19 protein-coding genes and 1 pseudogene are annotated in these 24,144 nt (G+C 71.4%); 10 read left to right on the top strand and 10 right to left on the bottom strand.

The features are described from left to right. Window positions 1-17 precede the first annotated feature (17 nt). The gene (locus tag ACGF12_RS13225; protein WP_393028400.1) at window positions 18-851 is read right to left on the bottom strand and encodes a class II aldolase/adducin family protein; all 834 of its coding nucleotides are present in this window, start codon (window positions 849-851) and stop codon (window positions 18-20) included. 79 nt (window positions 852-930) lie between these two features. Here ACGF12_RS13225 and ACGF12_RS13220 point away from each other — a divergent pair, with 79 nt between their 5' ends. The 5 genes from ACGF12_RS13220 (at window position 931) to ACGF12_RS13200 (ending at window position 9,971) form a co-directional block, all read left to right on the top strand. Continuing rightward, window positions 931-1,548 carry a TetR/AcrR family transcriptional regulator gene (locus tag ACGF12_RS13220; protein ID WP_393028399.1) on the top strand — a complete coding sequence of 206 codons (618 nt, stop codon included), beginning with the start codon at window positions 931-933 and terminating at the stop codon, window positions 1,546-1,548. Window positions 1,549-1,834: 286 nt separating this feature from the next. After that, window positions 1,835-4,441, top strand: a complete 2,607-nt coding sequence (locus ACGF12_RS13215; RefSeq protein WP_393028463.1) for a TIM-barrel domain-containing protein — start codon at window positions 1,835-1,837, stop codon at window positions 4,439-4,441. Window positions 4,442-4,514: 73 nt separating this feature from the next. Next, complete coding sequence (locus ACGF12_RS13210; protein WP_393028398.1) at window positions 4,515-6,758, top strand: RICIN domain-containing protein; 2,244 nt, start codon at window positions 4,515-4,517, stop codon at window positions 6,756-6,758. A gap of 414 nt (window positions 6,759-7,172) precedes the next feature. Next, window positions 7,173-7,931, top strand: a complete 759-nt coding sequence (locus ACGF12_RS13205; RefSeq protein WP_393028397.1) for a DeoR/GlpR family DNA-binding transcription regulator — start codon at window positions 7,173-7,175, stop codon at window positions 7,929-7,931. Window positions 7,932-8,156: 225 nt separating this feature from the next. Beyond that, complete coding sequence (locus tag ACGF12_RS13200) at window positions 8,157-9,971, top strand: alkaline phosphatase family protein (RefSeq protein WP_393028396.1); 1,815 nt, start codon at window positions 8,157-8,159, stop codon at window positions 9,969-9,971. Window positions 9,972-10,202: 231 nt separating this feature from the next. Here the strand turns inward: ACGF12_RS13200 and ACGF12_RS13195 are convergent, their stop codons facing one another. The 4 genes from ACGF12_RS13195 to ACGF12_RS13180 form a co-directional block, all read right to left on the bottom strand. Next, window positions 10,203-11,390: a ferritin-like protein gene (locus ACGF12_RS13195; RefSeq protein WP_393028395.1), complete on the bottom strand. Its 1,188-nt coding sequence runs from the start codon at window positions 11,388-11,390 to the stop codon at window positions 10,203-10,205. Next, window positions 11,387-13,363, bottom strand: a complete 1,977-nt coding sequence (locus ACGF12_RS13190; RefSeq protein WP_393028394.1) for a GMC oxidoreductase — start codon at window positions 13,361-13,363, stop codon at window positions 11,387-11,389. Before ACGF12_RS13190 ends, ACGF12_RS13195 begins: the two co-directional genes overlap by 4 nt. Then, window positions 13,360-13,995 carry a hypothetical protein gene (locus ACGF12_RS13185; protein ID WP_393028393.1) on the bottom strand — a complete coding sequence of 212 codons (636 nt, stop codon included), beginning with the start codon at window positions 13,993-13,995 and terminating at the stop codon, window positions 13,360-13,362. The genes ACGF12_RS13190 and ACGF12_RS13185 overlap by 4 nt, the downstream gene beginning before the upstream one ends. A gap of 325 nt (window positions 13,996-14,320) precedes the next feature. Then, window positions 14,321-14,698: a winged helix-turn-helix transcriptional regulator gene (locus ACGF12_RS13180; RefSeq protein ID WP_393028392.1), complete on the bottom strand. Its 378-nt coding sequence runs from the start codon at window positions 14,696-14,698 to the stop codon at window positions 14,321-14,323. Window positions 14,699-14,839: 141 nt separating this feature from the next. On the opposite strand from ACGF12_RS13180, the gene ACGF12_RS13175 reads away from it, so the two are divergent. Genes ACGF12_RS13175 through ACGF12_RS13165 form a run of 3 tightly spaced genes read left to right on the top strand, consistent with a single transcriptional unit; the run spans window position 14,840 to window position 16,654 of the window. Beyond that, on the top strand, window positions 14,840-15,808 hold the full coding sequence (locus ACGF12_RS13175; protein WP_393028391.1) for an NADP-dependent oxidoreductase: 969 nt from the start codon (window positions 14,840-14,842) through the stop codon (window positions 15,806-15,808). Window positions 15,809-15,838: 30 nt separating this feature from the next. Continuing rightward, window positions 15,839-16,159 (top strand): NIPSNAP family protein, encoded by a 321-nt coding sequence (locus ACGF12_RS13170; protein ID WP_393028390.1) that lies wholly within the window; start codon window positions 15,839-15,841, stop codon window positions 16,157-16,159. A gap of 48 nt (window positions 16,160-16,207) precedes the next feature. Next, a complete protein-coding gene (locus ACGF12_RS13165) occupies window positions 16,208-16,654 on the top strand; it encodes a heme-binding protein (RefSeq protein WP_393028389.1) in 447 nt (148 codons plus the stop codon). Between the two features lie 316 nt (window positions 16,655-16,970). Here the strand turns inward: ACGF12_RS13165 and ACGF12_RS13160 are convergent, their stop codons facing one another. Both ACGF12_RS13160 and ACGF12_RS13155 read right to left on the bottom strand, forming a co-directional pair. After that, on the bottom strand, window positions 16,971-18,029 hold the full coding sequence (locus ACGF12_RS13160) for a PP2C family protein-serine/threonine phosphatase (RefSeq protein WP_393028388.1): 1,059 nt from the start codon (window positions 18,027-18,029) through the stop codon (window positions 16,971-16,973). A 703-nt stretch (window positions 18,030-18,732) separates the two neighbouring features. Then, window positions 18,733-19,317, bottom strand: a complete 585-nt coding sequence (locus ACGF12_RS13155; RefSeq protein ID WP_393028387.1) for a L,D-transpeptidase family protein — start codon at window positions 19,315-19,317, stop codon at window positions 18,733-18,735. A gap of 645 nt (window positions 19,318-19,962) precedes the next feature. Between ACGF12_RS13155 and ACGF12_RS13150 the strand changes: the two genes are divergently transcribed. Beyond that, a complete protein-coding gene (locus tag ACGF12_RS13150) occupies window positions 19,963-20,469 on the top strand; it encodes a DUF664 domain-containing protein (protein WP_393028386.1) in 507 nt (168 codons plus the stop codon). Between the two features lie 258 nt (window positions 20,470-20,727). Further along, window positions 20,728-20,835 (top strand): annotated as a pseudogene (locus ACGF12_RS13145) (pirin family protein); the annotation flags it as partial. 152 nt (window positions 20,836-20,987) lie between these two features. On the opposite strand, the gene ACGF12_RS13140 reads toward ACGF12_RS13145, so the two are convergent. From ACGF12_RS13140 to ACGF12_RS13130, 3 genes are all read right to left on the bottom strand, one after another. Then, window positions 20,988-22,982, bottom strand: a complete 1,995-nt coding sequence (locus ACGF12_RS13140) for an ABC transporter ATP-binding protein (RefSeq protein WP_393028385.1) — start codon at window positions 22,980-22,982, stop codon at window positions 20,988-20,990. Between the two features lie 100 nt (window positions 22,983-23,082). Then, a complete protein-coding gene (locus ACGF12_RS13135; RefSeq protein ID WP_393028384.1) occupies window positions 23,083-23,571 on the bottom strand; it encodes an NUDIX domain-containing protein in 489 nt (162 codons plus the stop codon). 50 nt (window positions 23,572-23,621) lie between these two features. Then, window positions 23,622-24,101: a GNAT family N-acetyltransferase gene (locus tag ACGF12_RS13130; RefSeq protein WP_393028383.1), complete on the bottom strand. Its 480-nt coding sequence runs from the start codon at window positions 24,099-24,101 to the stop codon at window positions 23,622-23,624. Between the last annotated feature and the right edge of the window lie 43 nt (window positions 24,102-24,144).

The raw sequence follows: 24,144 nt of genomic DNA, 5'->3' as shown, positions 1-24,144 counted from the left end.
TCCCAGCGCTGACCCGGTCAGCCGACCAGGTCGGGGTCGCTCGCGCTGATCTGCTCGAACAGCGGCTGCGCCTGGAACCAGCCGGCCAGGTGGCTGCCGACCTGGCCGCGGGTGATCAGCGCGGTCTCCCGGTCGATGAGTTTCGGGGTGCCGGCCGCCATCGCGAGCAGCTGGGCCTGGCAGGAGCGCTCCATGGTGACGAACCACCAGACCGCCTCGGCGACCGTCTGGCCGACCGTCAGCAGTCCGTGATTCTGCAGGATCACCGCCTTGTGGGCGCCGAGCGCGGTCGCGATCCGCTTGCCCTCGTCGACCTCGTTCACCACGCCGCGGTAATCGCTGTACAGCCCGTGGTCCTCGAAGAAGGCGCAGGCGTCCTGGGTCAGCGGGTCCAGCGGGATGCCGAGGCTGGAGAAGGCCTTCCCGTGCAGCGAGTGGGCGTGGGCGGCCGCGATCGCGTCCGGGCGGGCCGCGTGCACCTGGGAGTGGATCACGAACGCGGCCCGGTTCACCGGCCGGTTGCCGTGCAGCAGGGTGCCCTCGTGGTCGACCAGGATCAGGTCCGAGGCCTTGATCATGCTGAACGGCATGCCGAAGGGGTTCACCCAGAAGCGGTCGGGGTGCTCGGGGTCGCGCACGGTGATGTGCCCGGCCACCCCCTCGGAGAAGCCGAATCGGCCGAACAGCCGGAATCCGGCAGCGAGTTGTTCCTTGCGGTAGTGGCGTTCCTGCTCGACCGAATCGAAGCCGGGCGGCAGCGGCAGGGTGACGCCGGCCGGCAGCGGTCCGACGACGGCGGCGAGTGAGGCGGGCAGCGGGGTGCCGGCCCCCGAGGGCGTGGGGATGCTCATGGCCCCAGAAGATACAATGATGTATCCGATACGCCAATGCATCCGATTGGCGTTTTTCGAGTGAACCGGGACGCCTTCGATGCCCAAGGGTGAGACCAAACGACGCCCGCGCACCCGCGCGGCCCTGCTCCAGGCAGCACTGGAGACCTTTGCCGAGTACGGGTTCCGCGCCGCCGCCATCGAGCAGATCTGTGAGCGGGCCGGCTACACCCGTGGCGCGTTCTACTCCAACTTCAGCAGCAAGGAGGAGCTCTTCCTCGCGCTGTTCGACGCCCACAGCGAACGGGTCGTCCGGCAGATGACCGAACTGGTCGACTCGATCGACGCCGAGGGCCTCACCGTGCAGGCGCTGGCCGACGTGCTCTGCGAGATCGAACCAGCCGAACGCGACTGGTACCTGGTCACCACCGAGTTCACCCTGCACGCCATCCGCGACCGACAGGCCGCCTGGGTGCTCGCCCAGCACGATGCCCGGCTGCGCGCCCAACTCGCCCGCGCCCTCACCGACCACCTGGCCCGGGCCGGCCGCACCCTCACCGTGGACGCTGACGAACTCGCCCGCCTGCTGATCGCGATCCGAGAGGGCGGCCTGGCCCAGAGCTACGTCGAGCCGGACCAGTTGCCCCCCGGCCGGCTCGAACAGCGCTTCCTGGAACCGCTGTTGACGGCGCTCACCACGGAGTTCCGGACGCCCTGACGAGTCGGCTCGGCCGGGTCGGTCGGAAGGGGTCGGCGCCGTCGGCCCCGGCGTCGGGGAGCCTGAGTGCTGTGTGAAGCTGTGTAATTCAGTTCAGTAACAAGCATGTTCGGACAGCATCCTGCGCTGTAGTGTGCATGCTTAACCATTGAGTGAGCAGAAGTGAACTGGTAGGGTCCTGCGCCGCACACCGCCCCGCCCTTCCCTGAATGGTGGCATGCCCATGCTCATTGTCAGGCGCTTACGCCCACCCCGCCCCCGAGCCATCCTGGTCGCCGTGGTCGCCATGCTGTGCGGCCTGCTCGGCACCGCCCCCGTCGTCCACGCCGCGACACCCCCGAGCGGCGCGCTCTCGACCGCCCATCGGGCCGTCACCTGGCAGTCCCCGACCTATCCGAGCGGCTCGGTCCCCGATCCCAAGCACTGCCCGAGCGCCGCCGCCGACCCGCAGGGCAAGGTCTGCGACCGCTTCAACCTCACCGTCGACGTCCCCGCCGGGTACTGGAAGGACAACCCCGACGGCGGCGTCCCGGTCTCCATCAGCTGGCCCGACCCGGCCATGGAGTTCGACCTCTACGTCTACGACAGCACCGGCCGGAAGGTCGCCGAGGACTCCTCGGGCGCCGACCCCGCCACCGCCGTGATCCCCGATGCCTCCGGGACCTACCAGGTCCTGGTCGTGCCCTACAACGTCACCAACTCCTCCTACACGGCCACCGCCCTGCTGACCCAGCCCACCACGGTCGGCGACGCCACCGGCATCGCCCGCGACGGCGACGGCTACCTGATCCAGGCCGGCACCGCCAAGGCCCGGGTCGACTTCACCACCGAGGACACCTTCCGCCTGCAGTTCGCCCCGGACGGCACCTTCACCGCCCCGCCCGTCGGAGAGATGATCGCGACCGCCCCGCCCGTGCTGAAGACCGTCCGGCAGAGCGACGAGGGCGACTACTGGGCGATCAGCTCCGAGCACCTGACGCTGCGCGCCTACAAGCACCCGCTGCGCTTCGCGCTCTACGCCGAGGGTGACAGCAAGCCCGTCTGGCAGGAGACCCGCGGCCTGACCTGGACCCAGGACGCGACGGCCCAGACCCTGGCCCGCGGACCGCAGGAGCAGTTCTACGGCGCCGGCGAGCAGAACGGCTCGTTCTCGCACCGCGGCCGGACCGTCCACGCCGCCAACGACTACAACTGGAACGAGGGCGGCTTCAACAACTCCCAGCCCTTCTTCCTCTCCTCGGCCGGCTACGGCGTCTTCCGGCACACCTACGCCCCCGGCACCTACACCTTCGGCGACCCGGTCACCACCGCCGAGCGCGAACGCCGCTTCGACGGCTACTACTTCTACGGCCCGGACCTGAAGAAGGTCATCAGCGCCTACACCGACCTGGTCGGCAAGCCCTTCATGCCGCCGGTCTACGGCCTGGAACCGGGCGACTCCGACTGCTACCTGCACAACGCCAACCGCGGCGAGCGGCACACCCTGGACGCCCTCAAGGTCGCCGACGGCTACACCGCCAACCAGGACCCGCTGGGCTGGATGCTGGTCAACGACGGCTACGGCTGCGGCTACGAGAACCTCCAGCAGACCGGCCAGGGGCTGCGCGACCAGCACGCCCAGCTGGGCCTGTGGACCTCGACCGGCCTGCCCAACCAGAACGAGGAGGTCAAGGCAGGGGTCCGGGTGCGCAAGCTGGACGTCGCCTGGGTCGGTCCCGGCTACAAGTTCGCCCTCGACGGCTGCCAGAAGGCGTACGACGGCATCCGGCAGAACAGCGACGCCCGCGGCTTCGTCTGGCTGCCGGTCTCCTGGGCCGGCGCCCAGCGCTGCGGCGTGCTGTGGAGCGGCGACCAGAAGGGCACGTACGACTACGTCCGCTGGCAGATCCCCACCTACGCCGGGGCCACCATGTCCGGCATCGCGTACGACACCGGGGACGTCGGCGGCATCTTCGGCAGCGACCCCAAGGTGGAGACCCGGGACCTGGAGTGGAAGACCTTCATCCCGACCATCATGACCATGGACGGCTGGGCCGCCACCGACAAGCAGCCCTGGCGCGCCGGCGAACCGTACACCTCGATCAACCGGCGCTACCTGCAGCTGAAGGAGCGGCTGCTGCCCTACCTGTACACGCTCGCCGCCCAGGCCCACCAGAGCGGCGTCGGCGCGGTGCGGCCGCTGGTCCTGGAGTACCCGGACGACCCCAACACCTGGGGTGACGCGGCCAAGTACGAGTTCCTGAGCGGCAAGGACTTCCTGGTCGCCCCGGTCTACGACGACTCCGCCACCCGCAACGGCATCTACCTGCCCAAGGGCACCTGGGTGGACTACTGGACGGGCAAGACCTACCAGGGTCCGACCACGCTCAACGGCTACCAGGCGCCGCTGGACACCCTGCCGCTCTTCGTCCGGGCCGGTGCCGTCGTGCCGATGTGGCCCCAGGGCACGCTCTCCTGGCAGACCCGCGACACCACCCGGCTCGACTACGACATCTACGCCCAGGGCTCGTCCTCCTACACCCTGTACGAGGACGACGGCACCACCCGCGGCCATGAGCAGGGCGCGTCCGCCACCCAGGACGTCACGGTCCGTTCGGTGGGCCGGGGCCACGGCATGACCACCGTCGAGGTCGGGCCGAGCGTCGGAGACTACACCGGCAAACCGGCCGCCCGCGCCTACGAGTTCACCGTGCACACCGGCGCCGGGCCCGGCGCGGTGCTGCTCGACCACCGGCCGCTGGACGGCTTCGGCTCCCAGGCGGAGCTGGACACGGCCGGCTCGGGCTGGTGGTACGACGCGGCCGCCGGCGTGGTGCACGTGAAGACGCCGCAGCAGTCCACCGGCAGCGCCTTCTCGCTGCAGCTGGCCGGCGCCGGCCCCATCGCCGGCTGAGACCGCCCACTCACACGGGGGACGGGGGCCGGCGTCCCCGTCCCCGCTCGCCCGACCACCCCTGGAGGAGCACGTGTTCCCTCGCCCACCCCGGCGCGCCCCCCGAAGACTCGCCGTCGCGCTGACGGCGGCGCTCGCCCTGCTGGCTCCCGCCTCCGCCGCCCTGCCCGCCGCGGCCTCGCCGTCGGCCGACCCCGCCGGCGCGGCCTACACCGTCACCGTCGGGGCGCCCGTCCCGTACACCCACCCGACCGACACCCCGGCCGTCCCGTACCTCGACAAGGACGGCGGCTTCTGGTTCCAGCAGTCCGCCGCGCTCTACGGCAAGACCGACCCGCGGTACTGGGACTTCTTCACCGGCACCGACTTCGACACCGCCACCCGGTCCGCCGCCGTGAGCGACGCCGTCAACCCGGCCGACCCCACCGACCGGAACAACGACACCACCGCCCGCTGCAACAACAGCCCCACCGGGCGCGAGGCGACCTCCGCCGGGGCCGGCAGCGGGTACGCGCAGAAGAACTACTGCGACCTGTCCGGCGTCTGGGTCGACCCGGACACCGGCGACTGGTACGGGCTGGTGCACAACGAGTTCACCCCGCAGCCCTTCGGCGACGGGCTCCACTACGACGCCATCGACTACGCGGTCTCCACCGACCAGGGCCGGACCTGGACGATCAAGGACCACGCCATCACCTCGCCGTACAGCACCCAGCGCGGCGACAACGGCCAGTTCCCCAACGAGACGTACTACTACGGCGACGGCGACCAGCGGCTGCTGACCGACACCGCCTCCGGGTACTTCTACGTCTTCTACGGCTCCCGGGTCGTCGACAAGAGCAGCGGCTGGAAGGCCTTCTACTCGCACGTGGCCCGCGCACCGATCTCGGCGAAGATGGCGCCCGGCTCCTGGCAGAAGTGGTACGACGGCTCCTGGTCCGAGCCCGGCGCCGGCGGACGGGAGAGCAATTTGGTGCCGGTCGACTCCAGCAACAGCACCGGCTACACCCCGGCCGCGGACGAGTACGACCCGGCCAACCCGGGGACGTCGGCCCAGCAGATCGCGGCCGGGACGATGCCGCCGACCTCGCCGCTGTTCGTCATGGACGTCACCTACGACGCCGACCTCGGGCTGTACATCGGCGAGCCGCAGGCCGTCGACCAGAGCGGCAACGCGCCCCAGCAGTACTACGCCACCGCGGACCTCGCCACCCAGAAGTGGTTCCCGCTCGGCGACACCGGCGGCTACCACACCGCCTCCTGGTACCGCTGGTTCCTCGACGGCGCCAACCGGACCAGCTCCGCGATCGTGGGCCGGACCTTCCGCAGCTACTGCGCGTTCGGCTGCTCCGGCGGCTCCTCCGGCGAGTACGTGAACGTCACCATCGACCCCGCCACGCCCGTGACGCCCCCCGTCGACGTGAGCCGGGCCTACCGGATCGCCAACGGCGACGGCCGGGTGCTCGCCCAGGTCCAGGGCGGCTCGGACACCACCTCCGTCCCGGCGGCGACCGGATCCGCTCTGGAGTCCTGGACCTTCGCGGCGAACGGCGACGGCTCCTACCGGATCGCCAACACCGGTACCGGACAGCTACTCGGCGTCAACTCCTCGGCGCGCAGCGGTCGTTCCTGGGGTGCCCGGCCCACCGTCGGTGCCGCCGCGGCGGGCGGCCCGAGCGTCGGCCAGCAGTGGTTCCTCATCCCCGGCAAGGCGGTCGACGGCACCGGGACCGGCGCGCTGCGGATCGTGAACCGCTACAGCGGGCTCGTGCTCGGCCTCTCCGCGACCACCGACAGGCTCACCGAGACCACCCCGAACCGGAGTTGGACCGACACCAGCGGCAGCGCCGTCGGCGGCGGGCGCACCGCCGCCGAGCAGACCCTGACGCTCACGGCCACCGGAGCGGCTCCGCTCGACGGCACCCGCACGGTGACGGCCGCCGGCCAGGCACTGGACGACCCGGGCCACTCCACCAGCCAGGGCACCCAGCTGATCACCTGGCGGCCGAACGGCGGACCGAACCAGAACTGGCTCTTCACCCGGCAGGCGGACGGCAGTTACCAGATCTCCAACGGCGAGTCGAAGCTCTGCCTGGACGTCAGCGGCGGTTCGACCACGGTCGGTGCGAAGGTGATCCAGTGGGCCTGCACCGGCGGCGCCAACCAGCGGTGGACCGCCACCCAGGTGCCGGGCGGCTACACGCTCGCCTCGCGGAAGAGCGGCCTGCTGCTGACCACGGCCTCGACCGGTGACGGCGCGCTGGTCACCCAGCAGCCCGACACCGGCTCGGCGCTCCAGCACTGGGCGATCGGCTGATGAACCGGGCGCGGGGCCGTGGAACCGTTTGCGCGGGCCCCGCGCCCTGCCCCCGGGCGGCCCCGCACCACCCCCACGATGCGGGGCCGCCCGACCCCTCCCGGTCCACGGAGAGGTGATCCAGGCATGACGACCGCCGCACCCGGGCCGGCTGCTCGTCGACCGGTGGTGACCGAACGCTACGGCCGGGTGTGCAGGATGGATCAGCCCTGGGTAGCCGCTGTGACGAATAGTCGGCAATGCTCACACATAAGCATCAGGTGCGCAGGTTTGCGCACTCCAGGGAGCGTCATGAGCCACGTCGAGCAGGAGATCGCCAGTCGGCCCGCGTCCTGGCGCCGGGCCCTGAGTCCGGGCCGGCCTTAAGTGAACATGGCAAGTTCAGTCATCTTTGGTCGGGGCTAAACTCCGTCCATGCTCAAAGCTGATCGCGCCGCCCTGATCCTGTCCCACATCGCGGAGGTGGGCAGTGCCGACGTGCACGCGCTCGCCGATCTGCTGGCGGTGTCGGGCGCGACGGTCCGGCGCGACCTCCAGGAACTGCACGACCAGGGGCTCCTGCACCGTACCCGGGGCGGCGCGGTGACGGGATCGGTGAACCTCGAACTCCCCCTGCGGCACCGCAGTGAGAAGCAGCAGGAGGAGAAGCGCCGGATCGCCCGGGCGGCCGCCGAGCTGGTGCCGGAGGGCGCCGTGGTGGGCCTGACCGGCGGGACCACCGCCACCGAACTGGCCCGGGTGCTGGCCGAGCGGGGCAAGGTCACCGTGGTCACCAACGCCGTCAACATCGCGGCCGAGCTGATCGTGCGTCCGGAGGTCCGCCTGGTCGTCATCGGCGGCATCGCCCGCTCGGCCAGCTACGAACTGGTCGGCCCGGCCGCGGACAGCATGCTTGAGCGCTACCACCTCGACCTCGCCTTCATCGGCGTGGACGGCCTGACGGTGCGGGAGGGCTGCACCACCCACGACGAGATGGAGGCCCAGACCGACCGCGCCTTCCTGCGCAGCGGCGCCCGTACGGTCGTGCTCGCCGACCGGACCAAGATCGGCCGGGTCACCTTCGCCTCGATCTGCCCGCTCACCGCTGTCCACGACCTGGTGACGGACTCCGGGATCTCCGACGAGCAGGAGCAGGCCATCGCCGACACCGGCGTGCGGGTGCTCAAGGCCTGAGCGGCCGCCTCACCGCCCCGCTCCGGCCGGGGAAGGGGGTGCGGACAACTCCTCCGGCAACTCTTCCGGCAACTCCTCCGGGCCCGAACGGCCATGGGCGAGCGCAAAGTTGTCTGGTCAAGTTCGACCGGCGTTCTTCCGCCGGACAGCGCCGACCGGTACTTGTGTCCCACTCATGGTGAACAGCCATGGCACTCACCCTCACCACAGGACGAGGTACCCCCCATGCGACTGCGCTGGAGCCCCCTCGGCGGGCTGCTCGCCACCCTCCCCCTCCTCGGCGGGCTGGTCGTCGCCGCCCCCACCGCCGCCAGTGCGGCGGGCGGCAGCGGCAACCTGATCGTCAACGGCGACGCGGAGGCCGGTGGCTACTGCACCAACGACTGGAGCGCCGCCAGCACCGTTCCCGGCTGGACGGTCCAGGCCGGCGGCATCAACGTGATGTGCCACTCGGTGGGCTCGTTCGGCCTGCCGAACGACGGCAAGGCCCCTGGCAAGGCCTTCTTCGGCCCGGGCAACTTCGGCGACGGCGCGATGTCGCAGACCGTCGACGTCTCCTCGGCGGCCACCGCGATCGACGGCGGCGGGGTGCACTACAACCTCGCGGGCTGGCTGGGCGGCTGGACCACCTACGGCGGCTACGTCGCGGTCAGCCTGCACTTCCAGGACGCGGGCGGGGCCCCGCTCGGCGCGACCGCCAAGCTGCCCACCGTCTCCGCCACCGACCGGGGCCTGAGCACCAAGTTCCTCTCCCGCAGTGCCACCGGCGCCGTCCCGGCCGGGACCCGGTCGATCCAGGTCGAGGTGCAGTTCCTGTCCACCTCGAACGAGACCGGCTACCTGGACAACCTCTCGCTCACCCTCGACACCCCGGTCGCCGCGCCCGCGCCGCTGACCCCGCCCGCGTCCGCGGTGCCGGGCTACGACCACGTGTTCACGGTCATGATGGAGAACACCGACTACTCCCAGATCATGAACGACCCGACGGACACGCCGTACATCCACAGCCTGATGTCCCAGGGCGCCACCCTCACCGACTCCCACGGCGTCTACCACCCGAGCGACGAGAACTACCTCGCCGTCGCCGGCGGCGACACCTACACCAAGGGCGCCACCTACTGGCCCAACATCAACTCCCCGCAGCGCCACCTCGGTGACACCATCGAGGACGCCGGCAAGACCTGGAAGGCCTACGAGCAGGGCATGGGCACGCCCTGCAACACCAACAAGAACTACGACAGCTCCTACATGCCCGACGATGCTCCGTTCATCAACTACACCGACATCAGCGGCAATCCGGCCCGCTGCGCGGCGCACCTGTTCGACACCTCGCAGCTGACCACCGACCTGCAGTCGGCAGCGACCACGCCGAACTTCTCCTGGATCGCCGCCGACGACTACTACGACGGCGAGGCCTCCGGCAACGGCAGCGCCACCAGCCTGAAGACCCAGGACGGCTGGCTGCAGCAGACCCTCGCCCCGGTGCTGTCCTCCCCGGCCTGGACCCAGCAGCGCTCGCTGCTCATCCTGACCTGGGACGAGAGCGAGAGCGAGGGCTACAACCACCTCGCCACCGTCCTGGTCGGCTCGCAGGGCACCGTCCCGGCCGGCACCAGCAGTCCGCTGCACTACGACCACTACGGCATCGGCCGCACCATCGAGTCCGCCCTCGGCCTGCCCGGGCTGACCGGCAACGACACCTACGCCACGCCGCTGAACGCCGCCTTCGCCCCCTCCACGGCCACCGGCCCGACGCTGACCGGCGACCTCAACGCGGTGGCCAACGGCGGCAACGTCACCCTGCAGTACGCCCTGCCGACCGCCGCCCAGGCCGGCCCGAAGAACTGGGTCGGCATCTACCCGGCGGGCGTCACCCCCGGCTCCCGTGCCGCTCTGACCTGGTCCTACACGCCGAACCAGAGCGGCGCCGTGACCTTCTCCACCGGCAAGCTGAACGGCGCGGGCAGCTACGACGCGTACTACCTGGCCAACGACGGCTACTCGGTGCTGGCCGGGCCGTTCCGGCTGACCGTCGGCTGACGAGGCCGCCGCGGCGAATGACCGACGGCCCGGTGCGGTGGGGTCCGAGCGGACCCACGGCACCGGGCCGTCGCGCGCGAACTTCGGGTCGGGCGCGCGCCGGCTGAGGGGCGGTAGGTTTCCGATCATGGAACGTCAGATACGCGCCCCCCGACCGCTGCACGCCCTGCTCGACCGCCTCGGCGCGGAGGTCCCGGCCTCGGAGCGCCCGCGCAAGGCGGTGGCCGGCGGTCAGGCGAAGGCCTCGACGGAGTCGGAGGCCAGCGCGGACAGGTCGATCGGTTCGCCCGCTTCGAGTGCCGACGCCTGGATGTTGCGCCGGACTTCCTCGGCGGCGAGGTCGTCCTCCCGATCGGTGATCTGGAAGGTGGCGCTGGCGAAGCGGCCTTGGGCGGCGTACTTCGGGTCGGGATGGGGGTTGCGGTAGAGCTGTTCGGCGCGGTCGCGCAGCTCCAGCATGGTGGGGATGGCGAGCGCCATGTCCCGGGGGCGGCCGTTGAACGCGGAGTTCAGATAGCCCAGCAGGACGGCGTAGCGGGCGTTGAACGCCACCGCCCGCTCGTACACCGCGCTGGTCCTCTCGTACTCCTTGTAGTCGGAGACCTTCGAGTCGCCGTGGATCGGGTAGGCGTCGTCCCAGGTGACGTCGAGCAGCGGGCCGCTGGGCTGGTCCTTGGGGCGGTCGTCGGGCCCGTAGCTGCGGCCGGTGTAGATCTCGTTGAAGCGGAAGTAGTGGGCGAGTTCGCGCTGTTCGCCGAAGAGGCGGTCGTTGCTGTTCCAGATGCTGTCGCCGACGCCTTCGCCCTGCTCGGTGATGGTCTCCAGCGCTTCGAGCGCCGAGCCGCGGCCGTCGATGGGGAAGACCTCGCCGCCGGAGTTGTAGAAGTCCTCCGGGCCGACCTGGCGCACGGCGTCCCCGGTGAAGACCTGGTCGTGGCCGAGGTCACTGATGAGGTGCTCCAGACCGGCCCGGATGGTGTCGTAGAACTGGCCGATGGAGGTCCAGCCGGAGCCCGGTTCGGCGCCCGGTGTCATCGACTTCGGCTGTTCGATCCGCAGGAAGGTCCTGAGCGCGTCGGGGGAGAAGTGCTGGAGACCGATCCTCGGCACGCTGTCGCCGCTGAACGGCAGTTTGGCCGGGTACTCGGCGACGACGCGGGAGTCGACCACCGGGCTGCCGCCGACCGCGTTGAGCAGGTTGGCGACCAGCGTCAGGTGGAGCATCTCCTCCAGCAGGACGGCGCGGATCGCGTAGTACGCGGTGCGGTTGGTGCCGGGGCGGATGGTGTACATCCCGGTCATGTAGACCGGGACGGTCAGGTGCTCCACCTCCAGCGCGGCCTGCAGGTACGTGCGCAGCTCGGGCAGGGTCCTCGGGACGCCGAAGCCCGCCTTGTCCAGTTCGAGGGCGGTGATCACGCCGGTACCTCCGTGTCCGTCGCGTCCCCTGCGGTGCCGCGCAGGTCGGCCGGCCGCCGGTCGAGGAGCAGGTCCTTGTGGATCTGTTCGGCGCTGCGCAGGGCGAGGGCCAGCATGGTGATGGTGGGGTTGCTGGTGCCGATGGAGGGCATGCTGCCGCAGCCGACGGCGTACAGGTTCGGATGCTCCCAGGTGCGCTGGTACTGGTTGACCACGGAGTCGGTCGCGGAGCTGCCCATGATGTGCGTACCCGCGCCGTGCCCCGCGCCGCTGTAGGCCAGGTCCAGCGTCTCGCCGTCGAAGGTGTGCACGAAGTGGCCGAGCGGGGGCACACCGTCGCGCGGGGAGTGGTCGGTGTAGTCGGTGGCGCCGAGCCTGCGGAAGATCTCGCGTGCGACCAGCCGGGCGGCGAACAGCCCGTCCCTGGTGTGCTGGTCGAGGTCGTAGGTGATGACCGGGCGCAGGTTGCCCATGGCGTCGCGGTAGCGCGGGTCGATGGTCACCCGGTTGCCGGGGTTCGCCGACTGCTCGACGGCGATCTGCAGTTGGAGCTGACGGCCCAGGGCGGAGCCGAGCAGGCGGCGAAGCTCCGGCCCGAACAGGCCGTCCTTGCGCACGTCGCCGTTCCGGTCCCCGCCGATGCCGAGGGCGGTGGCGACGTTGCTCATCGGCGCGCCGGTGGCCCAGCCCCAGCCCCAGTTGCCGATCTCGATCCGGAACGGCGCCCGTTTGGCGCGCCCCTCGCCGAAGCGGAAGGCCTCCCAGCCGGAGGTGTGCCCGGGCCCGCGGAACGGTCCGACCGGCCCGCGCTTCTCGTCGGCGAGCGCCCAGTTGAGGATGGTCGGGTGGTCCATCAGGTTGCGGCCGACCTGGTCGCTGCCGTTGGCGAGCCCGGAGAACAGCAGCAGCCGGGCGTTCTCGATGGCATGCGCCGCCAGCACCACCATGTCCGCCTCGACCACGTACGAGCGGCTGACCGGCGAGGCCGGGTCGGTGTACGTACGGAACTCCACCCCGCTCACCCGGCCGCCCCGGGTCGCGCCCGCCAGCCGGACCCGGGTGGCGACGCAGCGGGTGGCCACCGTGATCGTCTTCGCGAAGCGGGCCTGCTGGCGCAGCGGATGGGACTTGGCCTGCACCGGGCAGATCGGCACGCAGCTCGCGTTGCCGACGCAGCGCTCACCGTAGTTCGGCAGGCCCACCGCGCTCTCCGGCCGGTACGGGACGGGGGAGTACTTCGGGTCCGGGGTGGAGTTGCGGGCCTGTGGCAGGCTCCTGACCCGCAGCTCGTACGGCTCGCTCGTGAGGTCGTCGACGATCGTCGTGCCGTCGAGGGTCTTGCAGTACTGGTCGATGTAGCTGGCCGGGATCTGGTGCATCGGGTAGACGTAGTCCGGGTCGGTGACGACCTCGATCGCCCGCTGGTCGTCCGCGTTCCCGGCCACGCCGATCTCGAACTCGGCTCGGGCGTACCAGGGTTGCAGCTCCTCCGCGCTGATCGGCCAGCTGCGCCCGTACCGGTACTTCTCGGTGGCGAAGTCCTCGGCGTGCATGCGCGGTACCGCCCCGAGCCAGTGCATCGCCGTGCCGCCCAACTCCCGCAGGTAGTCGGTACCGTAGGGGAGCATGCCGTTCTGGACGAAGTAGCCGTTCGCGGTGAACTCCGGCCGGCCCGGCTTCGGATCACGCACCGGCGCGAGGTCGAGGACGTCCGGGTAGGGCGCGGCGACGCTGCGCCGGTAGGCGGAGTTGGGCACCTTGGCGACGGCGGAGTGGTAGGTGGAGAGCGAGCCCAGGTAGCCGGGCCAGGTCTCGGTGCCGCCGTTGCCGGCCTCCAGGATCAGGACGTTCCACCCCAGGTCGCCGAGCTCCTTGGCGATCAGGCTGCCGGACCAGCCGCCGCCGACGATGACGACGTCGTAGCGCCGGCGGACGGCCTCGTCCGCGCTGACGGTTCCGGCGGTCCCGGTCATGCGTGCTCCTCACGGGTGGCGGGCCCGGCAGAGGTCGGGACGGCGGACGGCGGGATCTGACGCCAGGGGCGGTAGCCGGGTAGCAGGTGGTCGGGCACGGCGTCCAGGGCGACCTCGGACTCCAGACCCGTGCGGCAGACGAACTCCTCGCCGAGGCCCAGGTCCCGGCGCAGCCCGTCCGTGGTGGGCTGGGCCGGCGGCTTGACCGCCCAGGTGCCGAAGCCCGGCGGCTTCGCCCCGGCCGGATGCCCGTGGAACGTCCGCCACACCAGGCCCTCCACGTACGCCTCCGGCGCGACCACGAACTCCTCGTTGGCCATCTGACGGCGCAGCGCCGCGTGCGCGGCCGGCGCCAGCCGCGGCCAGGCACCGGTCAGCCACATGTACGCCAGCGCCCGGGCCACCTCCAGGTGGACGGGCGACAGGTCCTGCGGGCCGCCGCGCTCCGAGACGGCCACCGACCACGCGGCCCGGAACTCCGCGAACGCGGCCGGGCCGACCTGCTGTCGGGCGGTCTCCAGATAGCGCTCGGCCATGCCGGTGGCGTACAGGTCGAACGCGGGGAAGCCGGTCAGGGGCACACAGAGGTCGACGAAATCCTCGACCTCCTGCGTCACAGCTGGAACCGTCATCACGCTCCTCTCTCGCGGGGGGAGTCCGCCCGGACCGGGGGTCAACTGCCCCCGGTGGAACAGTTCTCGGGCGAACCATCCGGCATCATCACCCACCCGCCCGGCGCAACCCCGGCTGTGCCGGGCCGCGCGCCCGGTTCCACCCGAACGGGCGCCGACCATCCCCGAGGCGCGCCGGCGCGGTGCTGGGCACTGGCGGGATGGGCGTGGGTGCGCCAGGCCGCCGTCGACAGTCGGGCCAGTGCGGCGGCCAGGAGTCACAGCACGGCGAGGTCCGTGCCGGCCGCAACGGCGGCGATTCGCGGGGCCAACTCGCCCTGGCCCGCTACTGATCGACCGGCTCGGGCCGGAAGGCGTGGTCGATGTTCTCCTCGACCCAGTTGCGCAGGTGGTTGAGGGGGACGGCCGCGCTCCGGCCGAGGGGGGTGAGGGAGTACTCGACGTGAAGGGGGACCGCGGGGTAGACGGTGCGGTCGACGAGGCCGGCGTCCTCAAGGCGGCGCAGGGTCTGGGTCAGGACTTTGGGGCTGACGCCCTGGAGCTTGCGCTGGAGCTCTCCGAAGCGCTGGGGTCCGTCCTCGAGGGCGCCGATGGCCAGTGCGGACCACTTGTTGGCCAGCAGGTCGAGCAGTGCGCGGCAGGGGCACTGGGCGGCGTAGACGTCGTGATGGGAGTGCTGGCCGCTGGGGCAGCTGGTCGTCATTTCCTGCGCTCCTCACCAGGTTACTTCCCAATGGGAAGTAATAGACCTTGATGGTAACTATACCCCCGGGGATAGCGTCGTCGACGTCAACGGGAGGGCCGCCAACGGCCTTCCGCAGAATCCTCTTTCAGGAGATGACGCATGTCCGCAGACACGATGCGCGCGGTGGTCCAGGACGGTTTCGGCGGCCCGGAGGTGCTGCGGGTCCAGCAGGTGCCGCGCCCGACGCCGCTGCCGACCGAGGTGCTGGTGCGGGTGCACGCCGCCGGGATCAACCCGGTGGACTGGAAGACCCGCGGTGGAACCGGCATGGCGGGCCTGCTGGGTGAGCCGCCGTTCACCCTGGGCTGGGACGTGTCCGGGGTGGTGGAGGAGGTCGGCTTCGGCGTCACCACGCTGAAGGTCGGCGACGAGGTGTACGGCATGCCGTGGTTCCCGCGCGTCGCGAACGCCTACGCCGACTACGTGACCGCCCCGGCCCGGCAGTTCGCCCGCAAGCCGGCCGCCCTCGACCACGTGCACGCCGCCGCCGTGCCGCTGGCGGCGCTGACCGCCTGGCAGGCCGTGGTCGACACCGCCGACGTGCAGGCCGGCCGGCGCGTGCTGGTCACCGCCGCCGCCGGCGGGGTCGGCCACTTCGCGGTCCAGTTCGCCCGGCACCTGGGGGCCCACGTGATCGCCACCGCCAGTGCCGCCCGCCACTCCTGGCTCAAGGAACTCGGCGCGGACGAGGTCATCGACTACACCACCACCCGCTTCGAGGACGCCGCCGCCGACGTCGACGTCGTCATTGACCTGGTGGGCGATGCCCATGACCGGACCAGCACCCGCTCGCTGAAGGTGCTGCGCCCCGGCGGCCTGCTGGTCGCGATCCCGGCCGGGGTCTCCCCGGAGCTGGCCCAGGCCGCCGAGGCGGCCGGCGTGCGGGTCACCCCGTTCCTGGTCGAGCCGGACGGCGCGGCGCTGACGACGATCGCCGGGCTGATCGACGCCGGGAAGGTCGCCGTCGAAGTGGAGGAGACCTTCCCGCTGGAGCGGGCCGGCGCGGCCCACGCCCGCGGTGAGGCCGGCCGCACCCGCGGCAAGCTCGTCCTCACTGTCGCCAACTGACCATCCCAGCAAGCGTTTTGGAGTGACACCGTGTACTACGAGATCCGCCGCTACCAGGCACGGCCCGGACGCCGGGAGGAGTGGGTGCGCTACATGGAGGACGTGGTCATGCCGTTCCAGGCCTCGCTGGGCATGGATGTGACCGCCTCGTTCGTCGATGCCCAGGACGAGGACGGCTACGTGTGGATCCGCCGCTTCGAGGACGAGGCCCAGAGCGAGGCCCTGTATGCGGCGGTCTACCAGCACGACCGCTGGAAGAACGAGATCGGCCCGGTCGTCCACGGCCTGCTGATCCCCGAGAGGTCCGTCGTCACCCGCGTCACTCCCACCCCGGCCTCGCCGCTGCGGTGACCCCGACCGCTGCGCGCCGCCGCACGGCACAGCAACGAAGGAAGCTTCATGAACACTGACACGCTCCAGAAGTCGGCCCCCGCCGCCACGATCACTCAGGCCGCCTCCGGTGCCCTGATCGCGGCGGTGCACGCGGCCGCCGCCCGGATCGGCTTCACGGCTGCCGTCGCCGTCACCGACCAGGGCGGCCACCTACAGGCCTTCGACCGCGCCGACGGCGCACCCTTCCTCACCGCCGAGGTCGCGCTCGACAAGGCCTGGACCGCGGCCTCCTTCCACACGTCCACCCACGCGTGGAACGACTACCTGGCCGACCCGCGGATCGCACCGCTGGCCGGCCACCCACGCCTGATGGCGGTCGGCGGGGGATACCCGATCATGGACCACGGCCGGTGTGTCGGGGGACTCGGCATCTCCGGCGGCAGCTACGAGCAGGACCAGCAGGCAGCGGAGGAGGCCCTGACCGCCCTCGGGTTCGAGCTGCCTGTCGGCTGAACGCTCGTCGACCACCGCCGTCCCACGGGTCCGCCCCGGGCCGACCGCCGCGGTCGGTCCGGGGCGGTTCGCCGCGGCTGCCCTGCGAGAGCTGTTCGAGCCGGTCGGACGCCTGAACCTGCCCGGCGTCGATCCATGCGCGGCGTCGATCCACGCGCGGTGGCCGTCGCCACCGGTAGCGCCGGGACCAGCCTCCTGCCCGACATCCCGCCCACACCCCGGTGAAGCGGAAATGCGGCTGTCGCGCCCGGCTCGGACCCGACGGCACCTCGAACGAGTTCCGGCACCTGGAACCTGCGCAGGTCAGAGCCTCGTCTCAGGCTCGGCGGCTTGGGCGCCGCCGGGCGACGAGGGCGGCGATGTCGTCGTCGAGCTCGCCTCCGCTGTAGGCGATCAGGTCGCGGTGGAGGTGGTCGAGGAGCTGGTGGGGCGCCTCGCCGCTCCACGAGCGGACGCGTTCGGCGAGGGGGTAGAAGGCGCCGGAGCGGTCGCGGGTCTCGGTGACCCCGTCGGTGTACAGCAGGAGCTGGTCTCCTGGATGGAAAGGGGCGAGATCGACGTGGTAGCCGTTGCTCACCAGCATGCCCAGGTTGAGCGGCGGCGAGGGGGCGGCGGGCTGCAGCTTCCGGACCCCGCCGCGGTGCAGCAGCAGTGGGGGCGGGTGGCCGCAGGTGACGGTCCGGACGACCGGTTCGTTGTCCGGGATCTCGACGAGGAGCGCGGTGATGAAACGTTCAGCGATCTCCGAGCCCGGGACTCCCGGGTACTGGGAGGCGTGGCGGCTCATGCTCGTCTCCAGGCGGTGCGCGAGCTGGGGCAGGTCGGGCGCGTCGTGGGCGGCCTCGCGGAAGGCGCTGAGTAGCGCCGCGGCCGTCTGCACCGCGAGCAGGCCCTTGCCGCGTACGTCGCCGATGAGCAGCCGTACGCCGTGCGGGGTGCGTATCGCCTCGTACAGGTCGCCGCCGATCCGCGCCTCCGCCGCGGCGGCCAGGTAGAGGCTCTCCAGTGTGACGTGCCCGAGGTGGCGTGGTACCGGATGCAGCACCGCGAGCTGGGCGGCCTCAGCCACCGAGCGGACCTGGATCAGCTGGTGGGCGCGTCGGCCCAGCAGGCGGTTGAGGACGACGGCGAATGCCGCGATCGCCGTGAGGGAGGCCAGCTCGGAGTAGGCGGTCGCATCTTGCAGCGCATGGAAGTCCACCATGAGGCCGACGAAGATGGCGCACGCGCCCACTCCGGTGAGCACGGTTCCCCACAGGGGCAGCAGCGCGGCGGCAGCAACCATGGCTGTGGCGAGGAAGGCGTCCGGCCTGACATCGCGGGGCGTGAAGAGGCCGATGAGCAGGCCGATGAACAGCAGCAGAGCAGGCAGCATGCGCAGCAACCTGGCCCGCGCACCAGTGCTGTGCGGGACTCCGCGTTTCTCACCGCGTTCCTCAGGAGACCTCGCCACCGTGCCGCTCCCCGGTGTCACGCAGATCGATCGACAGCCTGGGCTCGGAAGCCAGGCCTCCGATTTGGGTCATTTTATCGCCGTTCGCCCGTAGCCCACGAGCCAACCGCTTCTCGCCGCCACCCGTCTTCCGCGTCGACACTCGCGACCTCGTCGACCTCGCCCTCGGCCGCAGCACCATCCGCGACCGCTTCACCGGAACCGCGATCCTGCCTCTGCCGGCTGCTCGCGACCTCGGCCACGTCGCGGCATCCAGACGATCACGCCGTCGTCGGCGACGGCCACCCGCGGGGAGACCGTACGGTATGCCCAGCCGGCCGGCGAGCCGACTGCCGGAGAGCGCTCAGCGGGCGCTGCGAAGCAGCCGCCGCATCGGCCCGGGGCGGGCGTGGCCGGCCTGTGCGGCCGTTCTTCCGCTCGACGTCGGACAGCAGTCCAAGCACGAAGGCTCGGTACGCGGTACGCGGCTCCACGCGCTGTTGATCACCTGCCGATGGTCCCGCCACCTGCCGCGATGCCCGTCGCTCACCGGCAGGAGCGGCTCCAGCCGGGCCCGCTTCGCGTCCGTCGGATCACCGCGACCCGTCATACCAGGCAAACGATCCGATGATCGGAGGGGCGCGGCCTAGCCGATCGCGATGACGGGGTGGTCGGCGGGGTCGATCCACTGCATCGTCCGGGCCATGAAGGCGGCGGGGACGGCGACGCAGCCAGCGGTGGCGCCGGCTTGGGGGCCGAGGTCGTGGAGGAAGATGCCGGCGCCGCGGCCCTTCACCACGGGGGAGCTGTTGAAGTCGATGACCAGGACGTTGTCGTACTGGACGGGGTAGTTGATGAGGTGTTCGCTGCCGAGGGGGCCCTGTTCGGTGAGGTGGAAGCCGCCCTCGGCGTCGGTGCGCATGCGGTTGTAGTAGGCAGAGGAGGGGTCCTGGACCCACCAGTCGTGCGTGGTGACGTGGTGGTAGGGCATCCTCGTGCCCGGGTCCTGGGAGATTCCGAAGGCCTGGGTGATGGCGTAGGTGCCGGTCGGTGTGGTCCCGGTCCCCTGGACGCGGCTGAGGCCGTCGTGCACGCCGCCGGACCCGACGCGCGCGTCGGTGGTGGAGTCGAGGGACCGCCAGACGCCGTCCTGGCGAACCCACAGGATCACGGTGGCGCGGGTGCCGTCCGCCTTGACCGTGATCACCTGGTCGGCCTGGCCGGCTGCCACCGGAACGGGGAACGGGCCGTCGTCGGCCCAAGCCCTTGGGGCGGGGCCTGCACCGGTCAGTGTGACGGCGACACCGAGCGCGAGGGCCACGCTCACGCAACGGAGTGCCGAGCCGCGGCGGTCGGCGGGGAGGGTCCGGGAGACGGCCATGGAGGGGCCCTTCTGGTGTGGACGACACGGGCGAAGCGGGACGGCCCGCGGCGGGCGAAGACGGAGGTTCCATCGCATGCCATCGGGTGGTGCTTTGGTCGGCCGTCCCCACCCGGGGTCCCGACCACGCCAGGGCCATGATCGGCTCGCCGGGGCAGCCGCGCCAGCACCGACACCGCCGGGCTGTGGACGCGGTGGAGGGGTGGACGGCACCGCACGCCGACGGGCCGGGAGTGTCTGCAGGGCCGAGACGAAGGCAAGCCGGATCGTCTCCCGCCCAGCCACCGCCCAGGCCTGATCCCGGACGCGGCCCGCCCCGGTCGCGAGATCATTGACCGTACAGCTCGGCACCCGCCTCGGAGGCTGCCCGGGCAACGGCGCGTCCGGCCCGGGTGGCCGGGGCTCCACGGGCGGGACACAATCGTCGGGGCGGCGCGTGACCCGCCACGCCGCCGGTGGGGCGGGGTACTCGACCGGGAGGCGACTGTGGCCGGTGTGACCAGCACCGATCTTCTCGTGGACGCGTTCGACCGGATCCGTGACACGGTCGCCGACGTGGTCGACGGCCTGACCCCCGAGCAACTGGCGTTCCGGGTGCAGGACTCGGCCAACTCGATCGCCTGGCTGGTCTGGCACCTCACCCGGGTGCAGGACGACCACCTCGCCGACGCGGCCGACCGTGAACAGGTGTGGACCGCTGACGGCTGGGAGGGCCGGTTCGCCCTGCCGTTCGCCGCGTCGTCCACCGGCTACGGGCACCGACCCGCGCAGGTCGCCAAGGTCACCGCCACCGCCGACCTCCTCGTGGGCTACCACGAGGCCGTCCACGCACGGACCGTCGACTACGTGCGCGGCCTCGACAACCGGTCCCTCGCCCGGATCGTCGACGAGTCGTGGCAGCCCCCGGTCACCCTGGGGGTGCGTCTGATCAGTGTGATCGCCGACGACCTCCAGCACGTCGGCCAGGCGGCCTACGTACGAGGCCTGCTGGCCCGGCGCTGACGGCCCGCGACCCCTTGCCGGGGGCGGCTGCGGGGATCAGGGCCGGTACGACGGCTGCTGCGCTACATCCAGGTGGAAGCGATCTTGCGCCACGACGGCCGGCCGCCACCTGCCCCCGGTGGCAAGGTAATTCCCAAGGCGCCGCGTCTCGGGTGCGCCGTTGACCACCACGCCTCGCAGCGACTTCGAGATCCCCGAGCACCGCTGAACCGCCGGTCATGTGTGTGGTAGGGCTGGAAACCCGGCCGGGTGTGGCTGATCGTCATGTGGTGGGACTTCATCGGGCGGTCAACGGCTGATATCACACAGGCTCGCGAGGATTGGATGTGTACTAGCCGTTTCGGTGAGGTCCACGGTTGCGACGGGCGCGCTGGATGTGCTCAGTACCGTGGCCCAGCAGGTCGTCCCACGAGGTGGCGGTGGGCTGACGGCTGTGGCGTCTCGGGCGGGGTCGGTGCGCGCACTGGCTTCTCCCTGCTGGTCGGATGGGCTCGGATCGGGGCTACGGGATGAGCGGGTCAGGCGTTGGTGGTGGTCGGGGCGGTTTGGTGGGGCAGGCGGTCGCCGAGGTCGTACTGGGCGGCTTGGAGGAGGTAGGACTCGCGGTAGCGGGTGGCCGGCTCCCGGGTCATCAGCTCGGTGTGGGTCCCCTGTTCGATGAGGCGGCCGTGGTCGAGGACGAAGATGTGGTCGGCCTTGGCGGTGGCGCCGAGGCGGTGGGTGATGAGGATGACGGTGACGCCGAGGGCGGTGAGTTGGCGGATCTGTTCGAACGCCTCGACTTCGGTTTCCGGGTCCATCGCGGACGTCGGCGCGTCGACCACCACGAGGGCGGGAAGCCGGCCGTGGACGTCGGGCGTGGTGAGGCGCAGGTGGGTGCGGGCGAGGGCGACCTTCTGCCACTGGCCGCCCGAGAGGCCGACGCCGCCTTCGAAACCCTTGGCGATGAGGGTGTCCCAGCTGCGTGGTAGCTCTTCGATCACCGGGTGGAGGTCGGCGTAGTCGGCGGCGGTCTCCAGTTGCGGTTGGTCGCAGGCGACTTCGGGGCGGCCGAGGAGCAGGGTGGCGCGCAGGGTGAAGGACCAGCGTTGGAAGTTCTGGGCGAGCAGGGCGACGCTGCTGAAGAGTTGGTCGCGGTCGGCGGTAGCGGTGTCGATGCCGTCCCACCGGACGCGGCCGTGGTGTGGCTGGTAGACCCCGCACAGGATGTTGGCCAGGGTGGACTTGCCTGAACCGTTGGCTCCCACCAGGGCGATGACCTTGCCCCGCGGGATCGTGAGGGTGACCTTGTCGAGTGCTGGGGTGCCGCGGCCGTCGTAGGTGTAGGAGACATCCTCGACGGTGATCGTCTCGGGGCGCTCGGGTAGTGGTGTGCCGCCGGTGGGGATGGCCCGGCGGTGGCCTTCGCGGCGCAGCTGGTCGAGGTCGCGGACGAACAGCGACTCTTCGTAGAGCCGGTTGATCTGGGAGACGAGGCCGCCGATGCTGGCCGAGCCGGTGCGGATGGCCACCACGGCGGTGCCGGCGGCGGCGAGTGGGATCGCCCCGCTCATGACGAGGGAGCCCAGGAGGGCGAATGCGCCGACGGTGGCGGCGCCGGCCAGGGCGGCGGAGAGCAGGTCGGTGCGGGCCCGGGCCCCGGCGAGGCGGGCCTGCTCCTGTTCGGCGGCGCGGGCCATCTGCTCGTAGTGGTGGAGGATGAACGGCCCGCAGGCGTGCACCCGCTGCTCGGCTGCGGAGTAGGGGCGGATCAGCATGTCCGCGAGCAGGGTGCTGGCCCGGTTGTGCTGGAGCCAGGCCCTGGTGGAGGCGTAGTGGCGGCGGGCGGTGCGTACCGCGCCCCAGCCGCGCGGGGCGGTGATCAGCACCAGCATTGGCAGCAGGGCGGGGTGCAGGACGGACAGGACGCCGGCGGCGGAGACGAGGCCGAAGGTGGCGGTGAGGACGGAGGCGGCCTGGCCGATGATGCTCTGGAGGGACATCGCGCCCCAGCGGGCGCTGTCCACCTCGGCGAGGAACGCCGGGTCCTCGATGGCCTCTAGTTCGGAGCGGCTGACGATGCCGAGGAACTCGATGGTGGCCCGGCGGAAGACCGCCGGCTCCAGCCGCCCTCCGGCCCAGCCCGAGGCCGCGGACAGCACCGAGGAGAGTCCCGCGATCACCCCGACCGCCACGATCGCCGGCGTCGCGGCCCGCAGCACGTCGGCGACATGGCCAGGGGCGAGCAGTGCGGCCAGCGCCTGGTTGGTGGCGATCAGCGCGAACGCGGCGGCCAGGCCGCGCAGGACCTCGGCGCCGACCAGGGTCAGCAGCGCCGCGCGGTCGGCCTGCCACGCCATCCGCCCGGCCAGCCGCAGGAAGTGCGGCATCTGCCGCGCCACCGCCCAGAACGTCACCTTGCCGCTGGCCATCTCGTGCTTGGCCCAGCCGTAGTCGTAGCGCATCGGCCCGCCGAACAGCAGCTGCTCGCTGTCCGGCACCGGTTCCGTCGAAGTCTTGGGTGCGCTGGTCACATAGTCCCTTTCGCAGAGGGGGAACGCGGTGGTCGGGCGCCAGTGCCGTCAGGGTTCGGCGTAGCCGTGGGGCGACCGGTGCGGCCCGGGCGGGCGCCGGTCACGTCTCGACGAGCTGCCGTTGTCCGGAGGCGGGGTCGAATCCGTGGGTGGAGAACGCGGGTCCGCCGGCGAGGTACGCCTCCACCGCGGCCTTGGAGGTCGGGAACATCGGGCTGGGCAGGACGTCGGCGGCGGGGTGCCAGCGCACCTCCAGGTGCTTGTCCGGCTCGACGTTGACCAGCTCGCCCGTGAACTTGCTGGTGGCGAAGACGAACAGCACGAACCCGCCGCGCCCGTCCCAGCCCTCCTTGACCTGGATGGTGTGCACCAGACGCAGGTCGGACGGCCGGGCGATGAGCCCGGCCTCCTCACGCAGCTCCCGGGCGGCAGCCTCGGGGATCTCCTCCCCGGGGTCGACCTTCCCGCCGGGGATCGTCCATGCGGGCCCCGGCGTCCAACTGCGCTGCGCGTAATGAACGGTGGCGATCCGGTCGGTCGTCAGGTCGTGGGCGATGACGCAGACCGACAGCCTGCTCGTCTCGTGCATCAGGGTGCTCCTCGTTGAAGTGGAAGGCCGGGAGGGCGGAGTCGCGGGGGTCAGCCGGTCCATCCCGGTGAGGTGGAGCGCAGCGCCATGAAGCCGTCGACGGGCTCGAAGCCGAGGCTGCGGTAGAGCGGGGCGCCGGCGTCGGCGGCACGCAGTTCGATGGAACAGCCACGCTGCTTGATCGCGGTGACCAGCGCGCTGGTGACGGCACGGGCGAGGCCCTGGCGGCGGTGGCCGGGGTCGGTGACGACCGTATGGATCCTGGACCACTGCCCGGTCGGGTACGTGGGGCCGCAGTAGCCGCGATAGATGATGCCGATCGCACAGGAGGCGAGGCTGCCGCCGGGGCCGTCGGCGACGTAGGCGAGCAGGTTGGGGTCGCTGCCCAGGCGCCGGCGCATGTCGTCGCGGAAGGTTGCCCGCCACTGGCCGGTGACCGGTTCGCCGGTCAGCACGGTGACGCGCAGCCGAAGCAGCTCGTCGGCGTCCTGCGGCGTGGCAGGGCGTACACGCGGATCGGGTGCGGACACTCCGGTTCTCCTCGTCAGCGGGTGAAGCGGTCAATGGCGTGGA

Origin of the sequence: Kitasatospora sp. NPDC048296 (assembly GCF_043201815.1) — a bacterium.
Taxonomy (GTDB): domain Bacteria; phylum Actinomycetota; class Actinomycetes; order Streptomycetales; family Streptomycetaceae; genus Kitasatospora.
This window is presented reverse-complemented; position numbering and strand designations above follow the sequence as displayed.